At 56.3% G+C, this 22,754-nt stretch carries 17 protein-coding genes; 13 read left to right on the forward strand and 4 right to left on the reverse strand.

The window, feature by feature from the left end:
* Positions 1-47 precede the first annotated feature (47 nt).
* The 3 genes from AB8809_RS15430 (at position 48) to AB8809_RS15440 (ending at position 4,248) form a co-directional block, all read left to right on the forward strand.
* Positions 48-2,057 (forward strand): TonB-dependent siderophore receptor, encoded by a 2,010-nt coding sequence (locus AB8809_RS15430; RefSeq protein ID WP_349854837.1) that lies wholly within the window; start codon positions 48-50, stop codon positions 2,055-2,057.
* A 232-nt stretch (positions 2,058-2,289) separates the two neighbouring features.
* A complete protein-coding gene (locus AB8809_RS15435; RefSeq protein WP_349854838.1) occupies positions 2,290-3,048 on the forward strand; it encodes a CDP-diacylglycerol diphosphatase in 759 nt (252 codons plus the stop codon).
* Positions 3,049-3,309: 261 nt separating this feature from the next.
* Positions 3,310-4,248 (forward strand): LysR family transcriptional regulator, encoded by a 939-nt coding sequence (locus AB8809_RS15440; protein WP_180777375.1) that lies wholly within the window; start codon positions 3,310-3,312, stop codon positions 4,246-4,248.
* A gap of 12 nt (positions 4,249-4,260) precedes the next feature.
* On the opposite strand, the gene AB8809_RS15445 is transcribed toward AB8809_RS15440, so the two are convergent.
* The gene (locus AB8809_RS15445; RefSeq protein ID WP_349854839.1) at positions 4,261-5,406 is read right to left on the reverse strand and encodes an ABC transporter substrate-binding protein; all 1,146 of its coding nucleotides are present in this window, start codon (positions 5,404-5,406) and stop codon (positions 4,261-4,263) included.
* A 238-nt stretch (positions 5,407-5,644) separates the two neighbouring features.
* Between AB8809_RS15445 and AB8809_RS15450 the strand changes: the two genes are divergently transcribed.
* The 10 genes from AB8809_RS15450 to AB8809_RS15495 all read left to right on the forward strand — a co-directional run bounded on the left by AB8809_RS15450 (position 5,645) and on the right by AB8809_RS15495 (position 18,440).
* A complete protein-coding gene (locus tag AB8809_RS15450; protein ID WP_181847549.1) occupies positions 5,645-7,258 on the forward strand; it encodes an ABC transporter permease in 1,614 nt (537 codons plus the stop codon).
* On the forward strand, positions 7,255-8,064 hold the full coding sequence (locus AB8809_RS15455; protein WP_342412612.1) for an ABC transporter ATP-binding protein: 810 nt from the start codon (positions 7,255-7,257) through the stop codon (positions 8,062-8,064). The genes AB8809_RS15450 and AB8809_RS15455 overlap by 4 nt, the downstream gene beginning before the upstream one ends.
* A 16-nt stretch (positions 8,065-8,080) precedes the next feature.
* Complete coding sequence (locus AB8809_RS15460) at positions 8,081-9,874, forward strand: aryl-sulfate sulfotransferase (RefSeq protein WP_349854840.1); 1,794 nt, start codon at positions 8,081-8,083, stop codon at positions 9,872-9,874.
* Positions 9,875-10,120: 246 nt separating this feature from the next.
* A complete protein-coding gene (locus AB8809_RS15465) occupies positions 10,121-10,963 on the forward strand; it encodes an ATP-binding cassette domain-containing protein (RefSeq protein ID WP_349855479.1) in 843 nt (280 codons plus the stop codon).
* A complete protein-coding gene (locus tag AB8809_RS15470; RefSeq protein WP_349854841.1) occupies positions 10,960-11,796 on the forward strand; it encodes a dipeptide/oligopeptide/nickel ABC transporter ATP-binding protein in 837 nt (278 codons plus the stop codon). The genes AB8809_RS15465 and AB8809_RS15470 overlap by 4 nt, the downstream gene beginning before the upstream one ends.
* A gap of 98 nt (positions 11,797-11,894) precedes the next feature.
* Positions 11,895-13,142 (forward strand): MFS transporter, encoded by a 1,248-nt coding sequence (locus AB8809_RS15475; RefSeq protein WP_015839698.1) that lies wholly within the window; start codon positions 11,895-11,897, stop codon positions 13,140-13,142.
* A gap of 10 nt (positions 13,143-13,152) precedes the next feature.
* A complete protein-coding gene (locus AB8809_RS15480) occupies positions 13,153-14,664 on the forward strand; it encodes an ABC transporter substrate-binding protein (protein WP_349854842.1) in 1,512 nt (503 codons plus the stop codon).
* A gap of 38 nt (positions 14,665-14,702) precedes the next feature.
* Entirely contained in the window at positions 14,703-16,481 is a 1,779-nt protein-coding gene (locus AB8809_RS15485; protein ID WP_349854843.1) for an ABC transporter permease subunit, read from the forward strand.
* 158 nt (positions 16,482-16,639) lie between these two features.
* Positions 16,640-18,094 carry an AMP nucleosidase gene (locus AB8809_RS15490; RefSeq protein WP_015839695.1) on the forward strand — a complete coding sequence of 485 codons (1,455 nt, stop codon included), beginning with the start codon at positions 16,640-16,642 and terminating at the stop codon, positions 18,092-18,094.
* Between the two features lie 106 nt (positions 18,095-18,200).
* Positions 18,201-18,440, forward strand: coding sequence for a hypothetical protein (locus tag AB8809_RS15495; protein WP_180777162.1), 240 nt, complete (start codon positions 18,201-18,203; stop codon positions 18,438-18,440).
* Between the two features lie 68 nt (positions 18,441-18,508).
* Here AB8809_RS15495 and AB8809_RS15500 read toward each other — a convergent pair whose 3' ends face one another.
* The 3 genes from AB8809_RS15500 to AB8809_RS15510 all read right to left on the reverse strand — a co-directional run bounded on the left by AB8809_RS15500 (position 18,509) and on the right by AB8809_RS15510 (position 22,728).
* Positions 18,509-19,828: a hypothetical protein gene (locus AB8809_RS15500; RefSeq protein ID WP_349854844.1), complete on the reverse strand. Its 1,320-nt coding sequence runs from the start codon at positions 19,826-19,828 to the stop codon at positions 18,509-18,511.
* A gap of 130 nt (positions 19,829-19,958) precedes the next feature.
* A complete protein-coding gene (gene proP / locus AB8809_RS15505) occupies positions 19,959-21,461 on the reverse strand; it encodes a glycine betaine/L-proline transporter ProP (protein WP_015839692.1) in 1,503 nt (500 codons plus the stop codon).
* Positions 21,462-21,735: 274 nt separating this feature from the next.
* The gene (locus AB8809_RS15510; protein WP_349854845.1) at positions 21,736-22,728 is read right to left on the reverse strand and encodes an AraC family transcriptional regulator; all 993 of its coding nucleotides are present in this window, start codon (positions 22,726-22,728) and stop codon (positions 21,736-21,738) included.
* Between the last annotated feature and the right edge of the window lie 26 nt (positions 22,729-22,754).

The following is a 22,754-nucleotide window of genomic DNA, read 5'->3' on the forward strand; positions in this document are numbered from 1 at the left end:
AAACCGTTGCCTTTGACATCGATTTTAGTCTTTTCAGGGATTTAATAATGAAAATAACGCGTCTTTATCCGCTTGCCTTAACCGGCATATTTCTCTCTTCCTGTGCCTTTGCCGCTCAGGAAGATACGCTTGTTGTCTCCGCCAGCAAACAGTCACCCTATTCTGCCTCGGCCAATAACGTCTCTTCCACCGTCGTCACGGCACCGGAACTGAAAGATGCGGGGGTCACCAGCACCGACAAACTGACCCGCGTGATGCCCGGCCTGAATCTCGGCAATAACGGTAGCCTGCTGTTCCCCTCCATCTCACTGCGCGGCGTGTCTTCCGCACAGGATTTCTACAGCCCGGCGGTGACGGTCTACGTGGACGGCGTACCACAGCTCGCCACTCACACCGTGCAGGCACTCTCCGATGTAGAAAGCATCGAAATGCTGCGAGGCCCGCAGGGAACGCTATACGGTAAAAGCGCACAGGGCGGTATTATCAATATCGTGACTCAGCAGCCGGACAGCACGCCGCGTGGCTATGTCGAAGGCGGCGTAGCCAGCCGCGATGGCTATCACGGCAAAATCAATCTCAGCGGTCCCATTCAGGATGGCCTGCTGTACGGCAGTGTAACCCTGCTGCGTCAGGTCGATTCGGGGGCGATGACCAACCCCGCGACGGGCAGCGATAACCTCGGCGGGACAAAGTCCAGCGTCGGGAATCTTCGGCTACGTCTGGCTCCCGAGGGCCAACCGTGGGAAACCAGTCTGGCACTAACGGAAGACTGCACGCGCGCCACGCAGGATACCTATCTGCCGTTTGGCGATGTGAAAAGCCGGACGCTGGAGATCGCCGCCGGATCGCCGGATCCCAAACTACGCCGCTGCACCCATAGCCAGTCGCTGAGCGGGAAATACACTACCGACAACTGGATCTTCAGCCTGATCGGCGCATGGCAGCAGCAAAATTACGAGCGCACCTTCCCGAACAGTACGCTGATTGCCGACATGCCGGAGCGCTGGAATCAGGACGTGCAGGAATTGCGTGCAGCGACACACGGCGCAGGCCGCACGGTGGATATGGTGTTCGGCCTTTACCGACAGAACACGCGTGAAAAACTCGATTTAACCTATAGCATGGCAGGCTCTCCGTTCATGAAGAGCAATGCCAACACGTCAACGGAGACGTTAGCCGCCTACAGCGATCTGACCTGGCACCTGACCGACCGTATCGATCTGGGTGGCGGACTGCGTGTGTCGCACGATAAAGCTAAAACCCGTTACCACCAGCAGTTCTCCGGCATGAGCGCGAGCGACAGCAATAGCGTTGATGACGATCAGGTACTGGGACAGCTCTCCGCCAGCTACCTGCTGAACAATGATTGGCGTGTCTATACCCGCGTCGCGCAGGGCTACAAGCCAACTGGCTTTAACTACTCGCCCGCCGCTGGCACTCAGGCCATTCCTTATAATGCGGAGAAATCGATTAACTATGAAATCGGCTCGCGCTATCAGAACGGCGATGTGCAACTTCAGGGTGCCGTGTTTCATACCCACACGCGTGATATGCAGCTGTATTCCGGCCCGGTCGGTATGCAAACACTCAGCAATGCAGGCAGCGCCGACGCCAGCGGCGTAGAGATGATGCTGAAGTGGCAGTTCGTTCCCAACTGGTCATGGGATATCAACGGCACTTATGTCCGTTCTGAATTTACCAGTGACAGTGAGAGCTATCAGGATAAGCGCGTGCCTTTCGTACCGCGCTACGGTGCCGGTACCAGCCTGAACGGATTGATTGATACCTCATTCGGCGCATTAATGCCGCGTCTGGCCTTCAACGTAGTAGGACCACACTACTTCGACGGCGACAACGCGTTGCGTCAGGGCACCTATACCACGACCGACCTGCGCCTCAGTTGGCAGGCCACTGACCGGGTGAATATCGCCGGCTATGTGGATAACGTCTTCGACCGCCGCTACCGCACCTTTGGCTTCATGAGCGGCACCTCGGGCTACGCACAGGTCAATGAAGGCCGAACCGTTGGCGTGGACGTGCGGGTCGATTTGTTCTGATTTCTTTCGTTTTCCTGCTGCCTTTTAATCATATTGCTATACAGGTTAAAAGGCAGCGTCGTGTGCTATTCCACCACCGTTCTCTCTTACAATCCCTTACCGATTAGCCTTTCTCCTTTCACCAAAGTCATATTAATGACATCGCCGCTGTCCCATACTGGCTTGTCACTGACTTATCATGCCCCGTTTTTCCCTGCTACCTGGCGCTTTGTGCGCCTGCCGGAGACCCGTCATGAAACGCAACACGATCTTGATCTTCACTGTTTCTGCCATCATTTTACTCGCGGCGGCCGCGGCAATAGGGTGGAAGGTTAGCCGGGGAAACAGCAACGCGCTGTGGGAGATCGTCAGCGAACAGTGCGTGCCCAACCAGCAGCGTAATGGCAATTCCGCGCCCTGTCTGGAAGTCAATCTGGCGCAAGGCTACGTGCTCTTTGATGACAGAAACGGCCCCTATCACGACCTGCTGCTCCCGACGGATAAAATCAGCGGTATCGAAAGCCCTGAACTCTTGCAGCAAAACATACCCAATTTCTTTATGCAGGCATGGGACAGACGCGGCCATCTGTCGCACGAAGCGGGTAAACCGATCAAAGATGATTATCTTTCGCTGGCGATTAACTCACGCTACGGCCGTACGCAAAACCAGCTGCATATCCACATCGCCTGTATGCGTCCGGAAATTTATCAGACGTTAAACCAGCAGTTTCCAACGCTCTCTGCCGACTGGAAAACGCTGCCTGTGAAAATTAACGGACACGTCTATCTGGCAAAAACGCTCACAGCGAACGAACTGACGCAAAGCGATCCGTTCAAAACACTCGATCGCTACGCCCAGCAGCGGAATGAATCTATCGGCAAATATGGCCTCGCGATGGTCTCCACGCCCGCAGGCGAAAAGGTGCTGCTCGCCAGTCGCCTTGATGTGTTCAATATGAATCTCGGATCGGTGGAAGAAATTCAGGACTTTTCCTGTGCGCTGGCGAAATAGCCGCTGGCCGCGTCAGACGGCGGACTGAAGATCGATATACCCTAAAGAATTCAAGTTTCAGGAAGGCGGCAAGTGAGGGAGTCCCGATGAGCTTACCCAAGTAAGTGATTCGGGTGACCGAGTGAAGCCAACGCACATGCAACTTGAAGTGTGACGGGTATAGTAATCAATTCGCTATAACTTATGACTTTTTATTCATTGCGTTGCCAGCCAACCTCCGCCTAAAAAGTGGGGAAAATCGATATGTTAGGTAGCTGCAACATGCATCTGGATTTACGGCAATTACGCAATTTTCTTGCACTGGCCGAACATGGGAGTTTTGTACAGGCCGCAGAAGCCGTCTGTTTGTCACAGTCGGCATTCAGTCGCAGCATTCAGGCGCTGGAACAAGCGATGGGACATCCGCTTATCGATCGTCAGAGCCGTCGCTTTGCGCTGACGTGGCAAGGTAATACGCTGCTGCCGTTTGCCCGACGCATGCAGGAGCTGTCCTGGGAGCTGATGACCGACATGCGGCAGATCAGCGAGGCGCAGGAAGGTGAGCTGACGTTTGGTTGTGGCCCCGCCCCCTCTACCACGCTGATCCCCAAGGCGGTCGCACATTTCCATGCCCTGCGCCCACGCGCCAGAGTCACCTACAGCGTGGATAACTGGCAGTCTCTGCGTGAACGACTGTTGGCCGACGAATGGCCTTTTATCGTTGCCGATACCTGGCAGGCCGAAATGGAAACCCATCTCCACGTACAGCCATTAAGCCAGCAGCGCTGCTTCTTTATCTGCCATTCTTCACACCCGCTGGCACAACAGGCAACCGTGACGCCGGACGATTTGCTGCGCTTTCCGCTCGCGTCCCCTTTTATGCCCGTCGGTATGCGCAAGGTGCTGGCCGCCTTAACGCGCCAGCCCGATTATCGGCCGCAAATTCAGTGTGACCATATCTATTCCGTGTTCAGTATCCTGCGGCATACGCAGGCCATCAGCTTCGCCAGCGAGGATGGCTTCGCACTGGGACGATTAAGCCACCAGTTGGTAGAAATTCCGCTGACGGGAACACCACCGGAATGGGGAAACATGCAAACCCGTTTTGGCATTGTCACCTGTTTGCAGAGAACGTTGCCTCCGCTGGCTGAACTGATGATTGAAGCTATATTGGCGCAGGACAAACTGCGCTCACCCGCTCCGGCACTGCCGACCCTGTGAGCGCCTACGTGATTATTTTGCGGGATTGCCGCTGGCGTCATACACCGGCCAATTTGACTCCAGTCCTTTGGCCTTCAATGCCCGATCGGCAAACTCGCCAGCAAACCAGTCGCTGGCTGAAAACGAGTTACGAATGAGTCCGGCGGCTTTCGCCCGCTCTATGCTGTCCTGCAAGCTGCTAAGCAGGAACGGATCGAGACGCGGTGAGCTTTGAAACGGGAGATCTTCCGCTTTCAGCTCTTCCTGAAAGATCGCCTGCGGAATCTGGCTCTGCTCTGCCATTAGCGCGGTATAGTCCGGCAGGTGCTGCGCCTCGCCGATCCACCGCGCATTGTCCACCAGCACATTCACCAGTTGCTGTGTCGTGCCGGGATAGCGGTCGATAAAGTCCTGCGTCGCCAGCACCGCAGCCTGCGTGGTATTCGCCCAGCCCAGTGCTCGGCTGGTGGTCACAATATTAATTCCCTGCTTACGCAACGCCAGCAGGGAGACGCCGCCCCATACTGCATCCACGCGTCTGGCTGCGAGCGCCGCTTTGCCCGCCGTCCAGTCCAGATTGATGACCCGCACGTCGCGCTCGTTTAGCCCAACGCTTTTAATCGCGCGCTCAAACGACAGCTGATCGGCCGTTCCCTTGTAGACTGCAATCCGCTTACCGCGTAAATCTTCAATGCGTTGAATACCCGATTCCGGCGTCGCCGCCAGATAAGAATTAGAGCCGCGCGATCCCAGCAGCACCCGCGTCGGCAATCCCCCCGCCCGACCAATAATGGCCGCCAGATCGCCCAAATACACCACATCCAACTGCTTGTTCGCCAGCGCCTCATTTACCGCCGGACCCGCGCCTTTAAAGAACGACCACTGAATCTTGATGCCCTGCGGTTCAAATTCTTTCTCCAGTTGCTTTTGAATATGCGCCAACCCCAACGGCCCGCGGATAAAGGGTTTGCTGCCCGCGCTTTGGTCCGGCAAACCAATGCGAATCTCTGTCGGCTTCTGTGCATCCTGTGGGGCCGCATCGTTTGCCTGAACAGTCGATGCCATTAGCGCCGTGCTCATCAACAGAGCACCGCCAATGAACTTATGCAGCCCCTGTCGCCAGCGAGAATGGAAAGTTACCGATAAAATAGCTATCGATGGGATTGATGGTTGGTGCATACGGTTTTCCTCAATAATTTGTTTCATCTACCATGAAAACTAACGAACCGTCTGCATCAGGCTTAAATAACATTTACAGGTTTGTTCAGCGGAAAAAAGCATAAATCAGCACTGGCGGGCGCGGGCTACGCATATGCATTTCTTGCACGGCGACCATCGCTTTATTGCATTGGCGTTCAAAGCTGAAACCTGTTTTTTATTCCCTATTCATCCAGTCGTGATGCTTTCGTGGAATAAAATGAATAAGTCGATACTGCTGAAAAAAAACGCGAACATCTGGCCTGCTCTACCGACAGCACGGGCCTATTCTCTTGTCGTGCCAAGAATTGTGTCGCTTGTAGTACCACTAATTGTGCCGCTGGCACTGCTGGCGCTGTGGTATATCAGCACCCACTACGGCTGGATGCCCGCCCAGATTCTCCCTGCCCCCAACGTCGTCGCTAACACCGCCGTCGAACTCTGGCACAACGATCTCCTGCCGCAGCTCTTTATCAGCCTGCAACGATTAGCCAGCGGTCTGCTGGCAGGCTTACTGGCGGGAACGCTGCTTGGCGCGCTCATGGGCGCTTCACGCCGCGCCGAACATCTGTTGCATCCGACGGTATACGCGCTGGCACAGATCCCGACGCTGGGCTGGATCCCGCTATTTATGGTGCTGTTTGGCATTGATGACGGCTTAAAACTTGCGGTCATCATCAAGGCGGTAATTATCCCGGTGACGCTGCATACGCAAACGGGCGTGCGCAACGTGCCGCATGCGCTCCAGGAAGTCGCCCGCACTCTGCGCCTGCCGTGGCATCAGCGCCTCATCAAATTAACGTTGCCCGCCGCACTCCCCACCTGGCTAACCGGCTTACGACTGGCGCTTTCGCAGGCATGGGTATCGCTGATTGTGGTCGAACTGCTGGCGTCGTCTCAGGGCATTGGCTACCTGCTGGTATGGGGACGCCAGCTGTTTCAACTGGATATCGTGTTTGTCTGCATCGCCGTGATAGGTCTGGCAGGGCTGACGATGGAGTGGACAATCAATCAGCTGGAACGTCGTCTGGTCTTCTGGCCACACCCGCCGCTCAGTCGCTTAACCGCTGCGCCGTCTCGCCGCTTATCCGCGCTGGTTTTACCGTTCCTGCTTCTGCTGCTCTGGCAACAGGCCAGCCGTTTTGGCTGGATCGATCCGTTACTCCTGCCACCGCCCGCAGACGTGTGGCACATGTTGCTGCAAGGCGTCCACGACGGTTCACTCACTGAGGCAATGCAGGCCAGCCTGACTCGCGCGCTCGCCGGTGCGGTATGTGGCATTGTTGCTGGCCTCATAGGTGGCGTACTGCTGGGGCTAAACGCCACCAGCGACGCCCTTTTTACGCCCACGGTCGCGACGCTGCGTCAGATCGCACTGTTTGCCTGGCTACCGCTGCTGACCGCCTGGGTTGGCAACGATGAAGCCGGGAAAATCACCTTTGTCGCCCTGGCCTCCTTCTTCCCCATGCTGGTAGCCAGCCATCGCGGTATCCGCCAGCGTTCGCAGGCCTTACAGGAAGTCGCACAGGTGTTACAGCTCCGTCTCTCAACCCGTCTGAGGGTGCTGATTCTGCCGGGTGCTGCTCCCGCCATCTTTGCGGGTTTACGTCTGTCGCTGATTTACGCCTGGCTTGGCACCATCGGCGCGGAATATTTCATGTCATCCGGCACGGGAATCGGCAGCCTGATGATCAACGCCCAACAGTTACTGGATATGCCCCTCATTATCAGCGGCATGCTGTTGATTGGATTAACAGGCGCGGTACTCGACCGCGTTGGATTAGGTCTGGAACAGCGGATGACGCGCTGGCGTTCCGCAGGAGAAATCGCATGACGTCCACTCCCCTTGATGTGCCGCCACCGGTGGTGCAGTTCGATCGCCTGCGTAAACAGTTTCGCGTGCAGGGCGAAGCGCTGACGGTGATTGATGATTTTTCCCTGTCGATTCACAGCGGTGAACTGGTCGCCATTGTCGGCAGCAGCGGCTGCGGCAAATCTACGTTGTTACGTATGTTGGTCGGTCTGGACAACGACTATCAGGGACGCGTGCTGGTTGAAGGGCAAACCGTGCGCGGTATCGGGCGCGAGCGCGGCATGGTGTTTCAGGAACCGCGCCTGTTTCCGTGGCTGACGGTACGGCAAAACATCGCACTCGGGCTGGCGAATGAGGCGATCGATAGCAAAGAGCGGAAACGCCTGATCGACCACTTTATTCAGCTTGTGCACTTGCAGGATTTTGCCGACGCCCTACCCGCCCAGCTTTCCGGCGGCATGGCGCAGCGTGTCGCGATCGCACGAGGTCTGGTCGCCAACCCACGCATCCTGATGCTGGATGAGCCTTTTGGTGCGCTGGATGCGCTAACGCGCCAGCAGATGCAGCAGGAGCTGCGCCGCATTCATCAGGCGGAGGGCACCACCACGCTGCTGGTCACCCACGATGTCGAAGAAGCCGTCTATCTCGCCGATCGCGTCGTCGTACTGGCACCGCGACCGGGTCGTATCCGCCAGATTGCGACAATTTCGCTGCCGCATCCGCGCCAGCGTGACAGCCAAGATTTTCACCAGCAGTGCAGCCAGTTGCTCGCATTGCTGACTCAGCCCGCCGATACCGCGGCCGCTTTCTCTTCACTGAACTCATAAATACTGGAGCACCATTATGGGACACCCTTCCGTCTACCCGACCGGTACGACGATTTACAACCCGGAAAAAGCCTGGGGCGGCTACACTGTCTTTCAGGCGCTGGAGCGCGGCGCGGTGCTGGTGGATATGAACGGCACCGAACTACGCCTGTGGGAAGGCTTGCACGGTTTTCCCAACAAAATCCTGCCCGGCGGTTACATCCTCGGGCATAGCGGTGAACGTGATTCGCGCTACGGCATGCAGGACATGGTCGATCTGATTCAGGTGGACTGGGACGGCAACGTCGTCTGGAAATTCAACGGCTATGAACACATTACCGATCCTGATCTCCCACCAGAATGGATGGCGCGCGTCCATCATGATTACCAGCGCAGCGGTAATCCGGTCGGCTATTACGCACCGGGACAAGAGCCGCAGTCGATTGGCGGCAACACGCTACTGCTGGCGCATACCAATCTGCATAACGAACGGATCAGCGACAAACTGCTGCTCGACGACACCATTATTGAGGTGGACTGGGAAGGTAACATCTTATGGGAATGGCGTTGCAGCGATCATTTTGACGAGTTGGGCTTTGACGACGATGCGAAAACCGCGCTGTACAACAATCCTAACCTGCGCAAAAGTGGCGGCGGCATGGGCGACTGGATGCACATCAACTCCATGTCGGCACTCGGCCCCAACCCGTGGTTCGATCAAGGCGATACCCGTTTCCACCCGGATAACATTATCTGGGACGCCCGCGAATCCAACATCATCGCCATCATCGACAAACAGAGTGGCAATATCGTCTGGCAGCTTGGTCCTAATTACAACACGCCTGAACTCAAACACATTGGCTGGATTATCGGCCAGCATCACGCGCATATGATACCCGCGGGCTTGCCGGGGGCGGGCAATATTCTGGTGTTTGATAACGGTGGTTGGGCAGGCTACGGCGCACCCAATCCGGCCTCGGCCGACGGCGTGAAAAACGCCTGGCGTGACTATTCGCGCGTGCTGGAAATCAACCCGGTGACGCTGGATATTGTCTGGCGCTATTCGCCCTACGAAGCAGGCATTCCACACCCGACCGACGCTTTCCGTTTTTACAGCCCGTACATCAGTAATATCCAGCGCCTGCCGAACGGCAATACGCTGATTAACGAAGGCGCCAATGGTCGACTCTTTGAAGTCACCGTCGATCACGAGATTGTCTGGGAGTTTATTTCCCCGTATTGGGGCAAGACGGTGAATACCAACATGCTGTATCGCGCTTACCGTGTGCCCTACGAGTGGGTGCCACAGTTGCCGCGTCCACAGGAAACGCCAGTGATCGCCCCCGACAACACTCGGCTACGTCAACCGGGAGCCGCCGCCCCCGGCTTCGCCAGCGTCATTCGTATTGAGGGCACGCGCCCCTACAAAAAGAGCGGCGATGCCCTGTGCGTCGCAACCGATAGCGAAGACCTCAAGCGCAGCCCGAAGCTTTTTGCCGTCAACCGCGAGCGCTTTGCTTCACTGACCGCTGACGACTGGCCTGAACTGGCAGCCCAACAAGGCCCACAGTTGCTGCTGGTCGGCGCGGAGCGCTGCGTCCACTGCAAAAGCCTCTACCGCCAGTTGGAAACGATTCTGGATAACGAGGAACACCGCCACTTACCGAGTCATTATCTGGACGCCGATCGTCACACTGCGCTGGCGGAGAAACTGGCGGTCAGAACGTTACCGACCCTGCTATGGATCGAAAATGGTGGAGAACGGGCTCGCTTGAGCGGCGCACAGCAACCCGAACGCCTACGCCAGTGGCTGGCCGCACAGCAACGCTAACCCCCCTCTGAATGCGATCTCGCTTCCAGTGAGATCGCTCTATCCATCCACCGCCTCTTACACAAATGCCTCAATTTGCGGTGATTTATATCCGGCTTAAAAAATTATGCAGCGGTGGACGTGGCCGCCGAGTGAGCGGCATCGATGCGCCAATTTATACGCGTTGGATCACATTTCCTTTGCATCACTTCGTCGTAATTTGTTATGTTATTACATATCGATTTACACCAACCGTATACGTTAACCATGATTAACTGGAACAGACACACAGACGCCATTCTTCAGGTAGAGAACCTTAATCTATCTATTGGTGGCGAAGCCAAAGTCAGCGAGGTCAGTTTTACGCTGTTCGCGGGTGAACGTGTCTGTTTACTCGGCGCATCCGGTTCAGGTAAATCCCTCACTGCCAAAGCAGTCATCGGCACGCCGCCAGCAGGTTGTCAGGTTAGTGGCAGCATTCGGGTCAATGGCGAAGAGGTGGGTCAGTTGAAAGCGCTGGCTCGCCCGCAGACTGGCCGCGTCTCTGCCGTGTTCCAGGACTCGGCAGCAGCGCTGAATCCCCTCATGCCGCTGGGAAAACAGCTGTCACTGGCGTTGAAAACGACCTCTTCCGCTGAGCTTTCTGCGCTGCTTAGCGCTATGCAATTGGATGACATTCCCAACCTGTTGCAGCGCTACCCTGCCGAATTGTCCGGCGGTCAGCGTCAGCGCATTTGTATTACCCTTGCACTGCTCGGCAAGACGCGTCTGCTGGTGGCAGACGAGCCCACTACCGCGCTTGATGTCATTACTCAGCAGCAGGTATTGCAGGTCTTACAGGAACGTAGCGTCCAGCCGGACGCCCCCGCCCTGCTGTTTATTACGCATGATATCGCCGTTGCCGCACAACTTTGCCAACGCGGTCTGGTGATGGAAAACGGGCAGATCGTGGAATCTGGCAGTATGCTGCAACTGCTGGATGCACCACAGCATCCTTACACCCGCAGTCTGGTTGCTGTCGCCCGTCGCGCTGACACACTTTTATCCGACAATGTGTTATTGACGACGAATATATCGCCTGCAACCATTGCCGGAGCGCTCGCCGGATGAACCACCACCTGCATGCGGTTCCCACACCGTTTTTAAGCCTCGAACACGTCAGCCGCTATTGCCAAACGTCGCGTTTGCCGTGGCAAAAGATCGATCCTGCCGGTGCGATTTTTCACGACCTGTCGCTGACGATACAACAGCATGAACGCGTCGGGCTGGTTGGCGCTTCCGGCTGTGGTAAATCCACGCTGCTAAAAACCCTGCTCGCGCTTGAAGCGCCGGAGCGTGGCGCCGTGTACTGCGACGGCAACCTGATTAAGCCGGGATCGGTGCGTTCGCTGATTTGGTATCGTCGCCGCGTCCAGTATATTCCTCAGGATCCGGCAGGCTCGCTCGCGCCACGCCAGCGCGTTGCCGATCTTCTCACCGAGCCGCTGAAACGACTCCGTCCTGATGAAAACCGGCATGTTAATGGAAAGAATTCGACCCGTCTGCGTGAAGTCATGGATCAGGTGGGGTTGAGCACCACACTTCTGGACAGAGTCGCCGGGCAGCTTTCCGGCGGTCAGGCACAACGTGTCGCGCTGGCACGAGCGCTGATGGTTCAACCCGAGTTTTTAGTGGCGGATGAGCCGGTCAGCGGTCTGGATTTACCGTTGCGCGAACAGATTAAAACGCTGCTTCAACAGGTCACCAAACAAAACAAGATGGGTTTACTGATGGTATCGCACGATATTTCCATGCTCGCCGGTTTGTGCGACAGAATGCTGGTTATGGACGGCGGATGCATCATTGAAGATCGCCCCACCGCCGAGGTTCTGGCTTCACCGCAGCAGCCGCACACTGCCCGCCTGTTGCAGGCCGTACCCGCGCTGTCGACGTCTGGTTATTAGCTCGCTGAGCACACATTTTTTACAATAAAATACCGCGTCAATAACACATTTTCCCATCGCGGGCTTTTATCACGACTCTTCTTATAATGGATGATGACATGTCAGACCTTACCGCCAGCCGCACGCCGCGGCCTTACCCTCCGTTGCTTCTGGGCAGCCAGCTTGTTTTCAACATTGGCTTTTATGCCGTCGTGCCGTTTCTGGCGATTTTCCTGCGTGACGACATGCTGCTTTCCGGCTGGGCTATCGGACTGGTGATTGGCTTACGCACCTTTTCTCAACAGGGCATGTTTTTAGTCGGCGGTGCGCTGGCTGACCGCTTTGGCGCACGCGTAATTATCCTGTGCGGCTGCGTCGTACGCATCAGCGGTTATCTCCTGCTGGCGCTGGGCGATTCGCTGTGGCCGATTATTCTCGGTGCCTGCCTGACCGGCGTCGGCGGAGCCCTGTTCTCCCCCGCCATTGAGGCATTAATGGCGCAAGCCGGTACGCAAAGTGAAAAAGAGGGAAAACGCAGCCGCTCCGAGTGGTTCGCCCTGTTTGCGATTTGCGGCGAGCTAGGCGCGGTGTTGGGTCCCCTGCTGGGCTCGGTACTGGCTGGATACGGATTCCAGCGCGTGGCGCTCGCCGGCGCTGGCGTCTTTGTCATTGCGCTCATCGTCCTGTTTTTCAGTCTGCCGCCGACGCAGCGTAATCAGGGCGAATTACACATCGCCCCATGGTGGGAAACCTTCCGCCAGCGGCGCTTTGTTGCGTTCATCATTGCCTACAGCGCTTACCTGTTCAGCTACAACCAGCTCTATCTGGCGCTGCCAGTTGAACTGCACCGCTCCGGAAGCAGTGAGAAAGACCTCGGCCCGCTGTTTGTTCTGGCTTCACTGCTCGTGATCGGATTACAGCTTCCGCTGGCGCGTTTTGCCCGCCGGGTTGGTGCAGCACGCATGCTGCCATTGGGCTTCGCACTGCTGTCTGCCTCGTTCCTTAGTGTCGCCCTGTTTGCTTCCAGCACGCCGCCAGAAGGATGGCAGCGCCTGCTTCCGGCTATCTCCTTGATTACCCTGTTAACGCTGGGACAGATGTTAATCGTCCCCGTTGGTATGGATCTCATCCCGCGTTTTGCCAACAACCAGAATCTGGGGGCGCACTATGGCGCGCTGGCATCGATGGGCGGCATTGCTGTTCTGGTCGGCAACTTTGTACTCGGTAGCCAGCTCGACCGTGCGCTGACGCCGTCGCCACAGGCCGCTATTCCGTGGGTGCTGCTCGCCGCTGTGCCGCTGTGCAGTTCGCTGGCGATGATGGTCATCTGCCGCCCGTTTAAATCCGCTTCAACCTTGAATGAATAAGGACAGACTGATGAATATGCGTAATCTCCTGTGGCCCGTTTCCGGCCTGCTATCAGCCACACTGCTGCTGTCAGGCTGCTTCAACGAGCCGGAGGAAAAGCACACCTCGCATCATGACGGCCGAATCAAACTGGCGATGCTTCAACCACCGCGCTCCGGCCTGACGCCATTGAGCGATGATGCCTTTAAGCTGTCGCGCTGGAGCACGGCAGAAACGCTAGTGGTGCTCGACAAGCTCGGCGAAGCTCAGCCTGCGTTAGCGACAACATGGCAGCAGATCGATGATAAATCCTGGCGTTTTGAGCTGCGTCCCAATGTTCATTTTCACGATAACACCACGTTAAACGCCGCCACGGTGGTTAATGCGCTCACCGTCGCGTCCACCGCCGCCCCCAAACCGCGCATTCTGGACGGCGTGCAGTTAACGGTAAAAGCCGATGGCGATAACGCCGTGATTGTCTCCACCGCTAAAGCCGATCCACTGCTGCCCCAGCGCTTATCCAGCCCGCAGTTGGCGATTCTCTCTACCCATGCCTACGGCCAGAATGGCGTCGTTAACCCAGTCAATACCGGAAGCGGTCCGTTTGTTCTGCGTAGCGTCACTGGCACCAGCAGCGCGGTGTTAGATAGATTCGACGGTTACTGGGGTGAAAAAGCGCAGGCCAGCGGGATCGACGTCAGCTTTGTCTCTGACGGTGCAGCGCGCGCGGCTGCATTACGTACCGGCACGGCAGACATTGTCGAAGCCATTCCGGTTTCTCAGGCACCGCTGCTGGATCAATCGCTGGTGCATGAAGTCCCGATGCCGCGTACCAACACGCTGTATCTGAATACGCTCCATGGCGTGATGCAAGATCCTGCGATGCGTGCCGCCGTGCGTGATGCCATCAATCGCCAACAGCTGGTGGATAACGTTTATGAGAAGCGCGCCGACATCGCGCAGGGCCTGTTAGGTCCCGCGTTGCCGTGGGCGGCGGAACTGCGCCAGCCGGTGGCAAATCCGGTCAAAGCCGGTACGCCTGCGGGTGCGACCATCACGCTGGCAACCTTCAGCGATCGCGCCGAGCTGCCTGAGGTGGCAGTCTATCTGGCACAGCAGCTTACCGCCGCCGGATTTACGGTGAAACAGGTAGTGCGTGAGTATGCGCAGATTGAGTCCGACGCGCTGGCAGGCAAGTTTGACGCCTTTATTTTATCCCGCGCTACCGTGCTGGATTCCGGCGATCCGGTGGCTTACCTGTACAGCGATTTTGCCTGCGAAGGGTCATTCAACATCGCGCAACTGTGCCGCCCGGAAATCGATCTGGCGTTACAGAAAGCGGCTATGATTCCTGCTGGCGTTGCACGCCGTCAGGCCATCATGCAGGCAGAAAACCTGATCCTTGCCAGCGATGCTGCGATTCCGATGCTGCATGAGCGCGTCATTCAGGGTGAAAGCGCACAGGTAAAAGACGCACTGCGCGACCCGCGTGAACGCACGCTGATTAACGCCACCACGCATATTGCTACCGACGCGAAATAACGGGTAACACGCCCAGCAACCAGAAAGATGACGAGTTTATGAGCGAACCGCTATATTGCCGCACCTGTGCAACCATCAACCAGACACAACGCCCGCAATACGGCATGCTGATCCCGCTGTTTTCGCGGCTGCTGACGCTGGCGGGGATCGTCGTGCTGATTGGTATGCTGCCGTGGTTGTCCGGTCAGGATCCGGCGCTGGCGCTGCTACGTGCTCGTTCCGGCGAGCAGGAAGCGACGGCGGAAACGCTAAATGCCATTCGTCACTCTCTCGGGCTGGATCAGGGCCCACTGCAATTGCTGTTGAACTGGCTGACAGGTCTACTACACGGCGATGCAGGCAATTCCTGGGTGTCTGGCCGACCAGTCCTTCCGGGGATGTTACAGGCGGCGGGCGTCTCGCTCACGCTGATGGCGTCCTCAGCGCTGGTGGCCTTCACACTGGCTGCCGTGTTGTGCGCCCCAACCTTTCGCCAGGGGTTACGCGGTCAGGTTCATCGTTCAGGCGGTCTGTTTGCCGCCTTATTTACCGCACTGCCTGAATTTCTGCTGGCGTCGTTTCTGCTGATCGTCGGTGCCGTCTGGCTACAGTGGTTTCCGCCCTATGGCTGGCTGGGCCTACACTACGCGGTGCTGCCGTCGCTGGCGCTCGGTATTCCGGCAGGCGGCTACCTTGGTCGAATTATTGCCGACGCACTCTCCGCCACGTTCAGCGAAAACTGGCTCACCACCTGGAGCGTGGCGGGCGTGAGCCGTCGTCATGTCGCACTGGCGGTGCTGAAACGTACGTTGCCCAGCGTGATGCCGCTGGTCGGGCTGGTGCTGGTCTCGTTAACCGGTGGTGCCATCGCTGTCGAAAAAGTATTCGCGATTCCCGGTCTGGGACGTGCGACGCTGGGAGCTGCGGCCGCACAGGATCTGCCCGCCTTACAGATTGGCGTGTTGATTCTTTTACTCATCGCCTCACTGGCGGGTATCGCTGCCAGCGGCGTACGGCTGCTGATTCTCGGACGCGCGCTGCGGAGCGGGGCGATGCCCGTGCCGGAAGAACGTGGTAGCCCGGTGTCTCGCTATGCAATCTGGCTGCCGGTTATCTGCGTGCTACTGCTGGCGCTGCTGTTGCTGGCTGGCTTACCGCGCGATCCCTATACGTCTGCCTTTCTACGCCTGCAACCGCCGTCGTTCCTGCTGCCTTTTGGCGCGGACGCGATGGGGCGTGATTTACTGGCGCGCGTCGCCCACGGCACGCTAAATACCTGTCTGCTGGCACTGGTGGTATCGCTGGCCTGTCTGGCAATCGGCCTGCTGGTTGGGCTGTTTCCGCGTCTGCTTACGGGCCCCATCGAAGTGACCAACGCCTTGCCGCCGGTGATTGCCGGGCTGCTGGTTGCCGCCGTTAATGGCCCGACGGCAACGGGCGCGGCGATTGCCGTGATTGCAGTGAGTTGGGCTCCGCTGGCTGCCCACACCGCGGCGCTGGTCGCCGAAATTAATGCGCGTCCTTATATTCGCATGCTGCCAATCCTTGGCGTGGGACCGATACGGCGCAGCCTGTTTTATGTTTTGCCTGCGCTGATTGGGCCACTCTTTCGTCACGCCATGCTGCGACTGCCAGGCATCGCGCTGGCGCTGGCATCGCTCGGCTTCTTAGGTCTGGGAGCCTCACCGCCGACACCAGAGTGGGGACGCGTGCTGGCAGAAGGAATGCCGTATATCGAACGTGCCTTCTGGGGCGTGCTGGCACCGGCGGCCGCACTCGGCGTGCTGTCGATACTGGCCGTGAGCGCGGCAAACCTCTCTGGTCGCCACAAGCACTAATCGATGGTGGAACGCCGCCTCAACGCTCTCTTCTCTTCACACTCACAGTTCCGCCAGATTTCACGATGGCGGGCCTGTGCATCTTCAGTTACGCTGTGAGCTAACCTCTGCCGAAGTACGGGATATGAATAATGCAGAGCGTGATTAAAGGAGAGAATATGCATAACAGCGACGTCAGTCTTACCGTCACTCAGGCTCTGGATAAACTGGAAGCGCTGTATGATGACGCCGTCTCAGCGCTGCGCGACGCCATCGGGGACTTCATCAATGATGGCACCCTGCCCGATGCCAACGCGCGCGCGGCGGGATTATTTTCCTACCCGGCCTTGCGCGTCAGCTGGAGCGGCAATTCGACCGGCCATCCCCGCCATCGCGCCTATGGACGTTTCACCCATCCCGGCAGCTACTCCACCACCGTGACCCGCCCGGCATTTCTACGCGCTTATCTGGCTGAACAGCTTGCGCTGCTGGAGGGGGATTATGATGTCACCATTGACGTCAGCCCGTCACAGCAGGAAATTCCGTTCCCCTACGTGCTCGACGGTTCCGACCTGATTCTTGACCGCTCCATGAGCGCGGGCATCGCCAAACATTTCCCCACTACGGAACTGTCACAGATTGGAGACGAGACGGCCGACGGGCTGTTTCATGCCACCACCACATCGCCGCTGTCGCACTTCGACGCCCTGCGCACTGATTTCTCGCTGGCGCGGCTTCGCCACTACACCGGCACGCCGGTGGAACATATTCAGCCGTTTATCCTCTTCACCAACTACACCCGTTATGTCGATGAGTTTGTACGCTGGGCGTGTGCGCAGATTGCCGATCCCGATAGCCCCTATGAGGCACTATCCTGCGCGGGCGGTATCTACATCACCGCCGAGACACCGAACCCAGAGCAGACGGTGTCCGATCTGGCCTGGAAGAACCATCAGATGCCTGCCTATCACCTGATCCCCCGCCAGGGTAAAGGGATTACGATGGTCAACATTGGCGTCGGACCATCCAACGCGAAAACCATCTGCGATCACCTTGCGGTGATGCGTCCGCATGCCTGGCTGATGATTGGCCACTGCGGCGGCCTGCGCGAGAGTCAGTCCATCGGTGATTATGTGCTGGCGCACGCTTACCTGCGTGACGATCACGTACTGGACGCCGTATTGCCGCCTGACATCCCGATTCCCAGCATCGCCGAAGTGCAGCGTGCGTTGTACGACGCCACCAAGATGGTCAGCGGCATGCCGGGAGAAGAAGTTAAGCAGCGCCTGCGTACCGGCACGGTGGTTACCACTGATGACCGCAACTGGGAGCTCCGCTATGCGGCCTCTGCTCTACGGTTTAACCTCAGTCGCGCCGTCGCGGTAGATATGGAAAGTGCGACAATTGCCGCGCAGGGGTATCGTTTCCGAGTGCCTTACGGCACGCTGCTGTGCGTCTCGGATAAGCCGTTACACGGTGAAATCAAGCTGCCGGGACAGGCAAACCGTTTCTATGAAGGGGCGATTTCGGAGCATTTGCAGATTGGCATCTGCGCCATCGATCTGTTGCGGGCTGAAAGCGATAAGCTGCACTCACGCAAACTGCGTACCTTTAACGAGCCGCCGTTCCGCTAGTCAAATGATGTTGTTCAGGCAGCCGACCCCTGCGTGCCGTCGGCTGCTCTGGCGCGGTTAAATTCGTTATGTTATAACAAATCAAATTTCATCGCGGATAAACCCAATGAAGAAAGGTCTGTCAGTTCTGTTGCTTTCCCTGGTGGCGGCGCAAGCATCTGCGTTTCAAGCCAAAATGGTTCAGTCTACGGAGAGCGGGCTACGCAATATTGATGACGCTAAGCGTGCCTTTTCCGGCTTTACGCCAATGGGGCTGAATACGATTCACCCCGGCCAGTGCGATGCCACCTCCGTTAACGGCTGTGGTTGCCCATTTTGCACCCAGCTGCGGCTCATTGGCCGCTAATCACCACACCGTTGCTATAGACGATTCGGGCATCCCTGCCCGTATGCTGCTTCAATTCTGAACCGGGTTTAGCGCTTACCCGCCAGTTCGGTAGGCGCGCCATCAATCTTAATATCCAGCCCCTGCTTCGCGCTGTTCAGATAAAACTCACGAATGCGCTGATTCACCGGATCGCTGACGTACACGCTGCCGCCGACGATGGCGAGCGACGGTGTCGGCGTTTTGGCACCGTAAGCGCAGTCAAACGCCTCGACCGCATCAAAGCTGGCGATTTGCTTCCAGTTTGGTGCCACGTCATATAGACGCAGCTTGCCATCTGGCGTCAGGTTTGCCACTCGTTTGCCATCGGCAGAGATTTCAAATTTACACACAGCCTGTTCATCCGGGATGGAAAACACATCCTGTGCCGTAAGCTTTTTGGATTGCGGATCGATACGAATCAGTGCGTTAAATGGCTGCCCGCCCAGCCCACCGTAATTCCCAATGACGTAACGACCTTGCAGACCCGATTTCAGCGTACTGGTACGACGATCGTCAGGATAAGCCAGCTTGTGCGACACCCATTTCCCACTCTGCTGTTTTACGATCAACACGCCGCCGTCACTTTTTGCATCACCTTCCGCCAGTTTTACATTACAGCCAAAAACGTGAACATGATTCAGCGCGCTGTGGCCGTGAAATTCTTTACACGAACGCTGGGGATCCTGCGCCTGATTAAAGTCCGCAATGGCTTTCCAGCCCTTATCCTGCTGATAAACAACAAAGCCATTAGGCCGCGACGTCACCGTTTTATCATCACCTTTGGCATAGGCCGCTTTCGGCACGGAAATCAGCCACTGGTTGTTCCCCAACGGCGCAGTGATACCGTGCTGCGGCGCAGGGCTTTTACGTTTCTCAACGACAGGATTGGCGCTATCCAGTTCAGACAAGCGGATCATCACCGATTCAGGCTGGCTGGGGCCGTCCCACGGACGTAAGCCATCGTATGACCAGGCGATCCAGCCGTTTTCCGAGGTAATATGCGAGGGTTTGTCTCCCGTCACCCGCAGCGGCAAAAGCCGCGGCTCACCTTTATGCACGTCCAGATGGTCGTCATGCGATTCATAGGTCAGGCCAGTATCAAGGAAAGCAATCGTACCCGCGTCATCGTAAAGATTGACGATGGTGAATCGGCCATCTTCGGTAGGCACCAGCGATGCGTTCGCGTGACCCACGTCAAAAGTATGTGTGACTTTGAAGGTATCCAGATCCAGCACGCTGAGCGTCGGTTTCTGGTGATCGGAAAAGATTAATCGTCCGCGCAATACCTCATGGTCGTGCGCCTGAACGCTCGCACTCCCCACCCCCATCAGCAGCCCCAGAGTCGCCGCGATTGTCGTTTTCTGCATCTTTCTCTCCGTGATGTTATTGTGATTCTTGATATGTTATAACATAACATTAAAAGATACCAGAATCAGGCAGAAAGGACATAGCAAAAGCGCCACATCCGTGGCGCTTTTCTTGTACAGTGAGGCGAGGTTAATTAATCTCAGGATGCTGTTCGGTCAGCCGTTTTCTTTTCTTCTCCAGCTCGGCAATTTGCTCATCAATCTCTTCTATTTTTAGCTCAATATTGTCGTACTGTTCCTGTAACAGCTCTTTGGCTTCCGTCCGATCCGACGCCGCAGGCGTTGCGCCTTTCAGCGGCTGGTTTGCCGTTTCTCGCATCGACATCCCGGTAATCAAACCGATAAGCCCAATCACCATCAGGTAATACGCCGGCATATACAGGTTACTGGTCGATTCCACCAGCCACGCCGCCGCCGTCGGCGTAAAGCCCGCAACCAGTACAGAAACGTTAAATGAGGTCGCCAGCGCGCTATAACGAATATGCGTCGGGAACAGTGCGGGAAGCGTCGAAGCCATCACCCCCGTGAACGAATTCAGCAGGACAGCCAGCATCAGTAATCCGCAAAAAATCAGCCCGATCACATCACTGTTGATCAAGATGAAGCTGGGTACTGACAGCAACAGCAGCCCAATACTGCCGCAAATAATAAATGGTTTACGCCCGTAGCGATCGCTCATCAGCCCCATCACCGGCTGCACAAACAGCATCCCGATCATGACGGCAATAATAATCATCACGCCATGATCTTCCGAGTAATTCAGGCTGTGTGAAAGGTAACTCGGCATATAGGTCAGCAGCATGTAATAGGTCACGTTGGTGGTAATCACCATCCCAATACAGATCAGCAGACCTTTCCATTGCTTGCTAACAATTTCACGCAGAGAAATCTTCGGCGGGGATTGAATGCTGTCTTTTGATTCTTTATCAATATTGTCCACGTGCTGCTGGAACGTCGGCGTTTCTTCCAGCGCATGGCGCAAATAAATCCCAATTAATCCGAGCGGTGCAGCAATAAAGAACGGAATACGCCATCCCCATTCCAGAAAGCTTTCTTCTCCGACAATGGAGGAAATAAGCACCACGACACCTGCCCCCATCACGAATCCGGCAATCGAGCCGAAATCCAGCCAGCTTCCTAAAAATCCGCGTCGTCTATCCGGGGAATATTCGGCAACGAAAATCGCCGCGCCGGTATATTCGCCCCCAACGGAGAAGCCCTGCGCCAGTTTCGCCAACAGCAGTAGTATCGGCGCCCAAATACCGATCGATTCATAAGACGGAATCAAGCCAATACAGAATGTGCTCACCGACATGATAATAATGGTGATCGACAAGACTTTCTGGCGACCAAATTTATCGCCCATCGCGCCAAAAAATATTCCGCCGAGCGGCCGAACTAAAAAGGGAACCGAGAATGTTGCCAGTGCGGCAATCATTTGTACGCCGGGGTCGGCACCGGGGAAAAAAACCTGTCCGAGCGCATACGCCACAAAACCATATACACCAAAATCAAACCATTCCATCGCATTACCCAATGCGGCTGCGGTAATGGCTTTTTTGAGTCTGGCATTATCAATAATGGTAATGTCCTGAATTTTCATCGGCTCAATTTTTTTCTTTTTTAATCTCATCCTTTTTTCCTTTGCTTAAAAAGCGACCACTTATTAAAAATAAAATAGTTTTTTCATGCACAGGGAACCACCCGACTGCGCGCTGAAAAATGAACAGCTGATTGGTCGCAATATTCATTACACATTGGTACTGCTGAATGGAGTATAGAAGAATTTGGACAAAAGCTCGGGTTCAGGGTGCCGTATGCATAAATAACGGACAGGAATATAATCAAAGGAAAATAATGGTAAAGAGTTATGACAAAATCATCACATTGCTATCGGTAGGGTATTTTTACTTACGCGGCGTAATCATTTTTGGGTTACGGCTAAAATAGCGCGTAAATGCCAGACTGAAATTAGCAGGATGCCGATAGCCAACTTGCCAGGCAGTCTGCGCCACCTGAAATCCCTGTTCCAGCAGTTGATGCGCCCGTTCCATCCGCATCCGCAATAGCATCTGACCCGGCGTGGTCGCGAAGCAGCGGTGAAATCCGAGTTTGAGTCTGGATTCACTCATTCCTGCCTGAGTCGCGATACAAGCCAGCGTCAGCGGTTCAGCCAGATGTTCACGCATCCAGCGGCACACCTGCTCCAACTGCTGCCGTTCTTGTAGATGAATAGCGCCGCGCCTCTCTTCCGGCTGCAGGACGTGACGATACTGCGCCAGCAGGCTTAAAGCATGGATGTGACGGTTTAGCGGATCGGCGTCAGCGCACAGCGCATTGACATGAACCTGACTGGCGGCAGAGACGGGGGCAAACGCACGCTGTTGTACCCCATCGCCACTGAACAGCAGTTCCGCACACTCCACGCCAAAATAACGAGCCGCCGCCGTTTTCCCCACCAACAGCCGTAGCTGATCGACCTGCTGCTGAGCGTGATAATGACGTTCACCTACGCTGGCGCCAAACGTCGTAATCGTGACATGCCGTTGGCGAAACCAAATCTGTGAACCGCCGTTATCGTAATAAGCCGACTCCCCTGCCAGCGCAAATGTCATAACCAGCATCGGTTGCGAATGTGGATTCTGTGTTTCTTCCACCAACGCACGGTGCGGGCGGTATTGTGAATGCGCCAATGACAGATCCGCATCAATGCGGCTGAAATCCGACCAGCATTCACCGATATCGCCCGGCAGGATGCGACGTGAATCAGCGCGATTCACTTCACTCATCCGACACCGATCGCCGGACGATAACCCCTCTCGCACCCGTTGCTGTCTTTGTGTCATTTTTCCCCCAACGTTTCGCATATGAAAAACGCCGTCTCGCATAACAATGAACATAATAACGATTCTCATTTATAGATAGC

It is taken from the genome of Pectobacterium aroidearum, assembly GCF_041228105.1.
Taxonomy (GTDB): domain Bacteria; phylum Pseudomonadota; class Gammaproteobacteria; order Enterobacterales; family Enterobacteriaceae; genus Pectobacterium; species Pectobacterium aroidearum.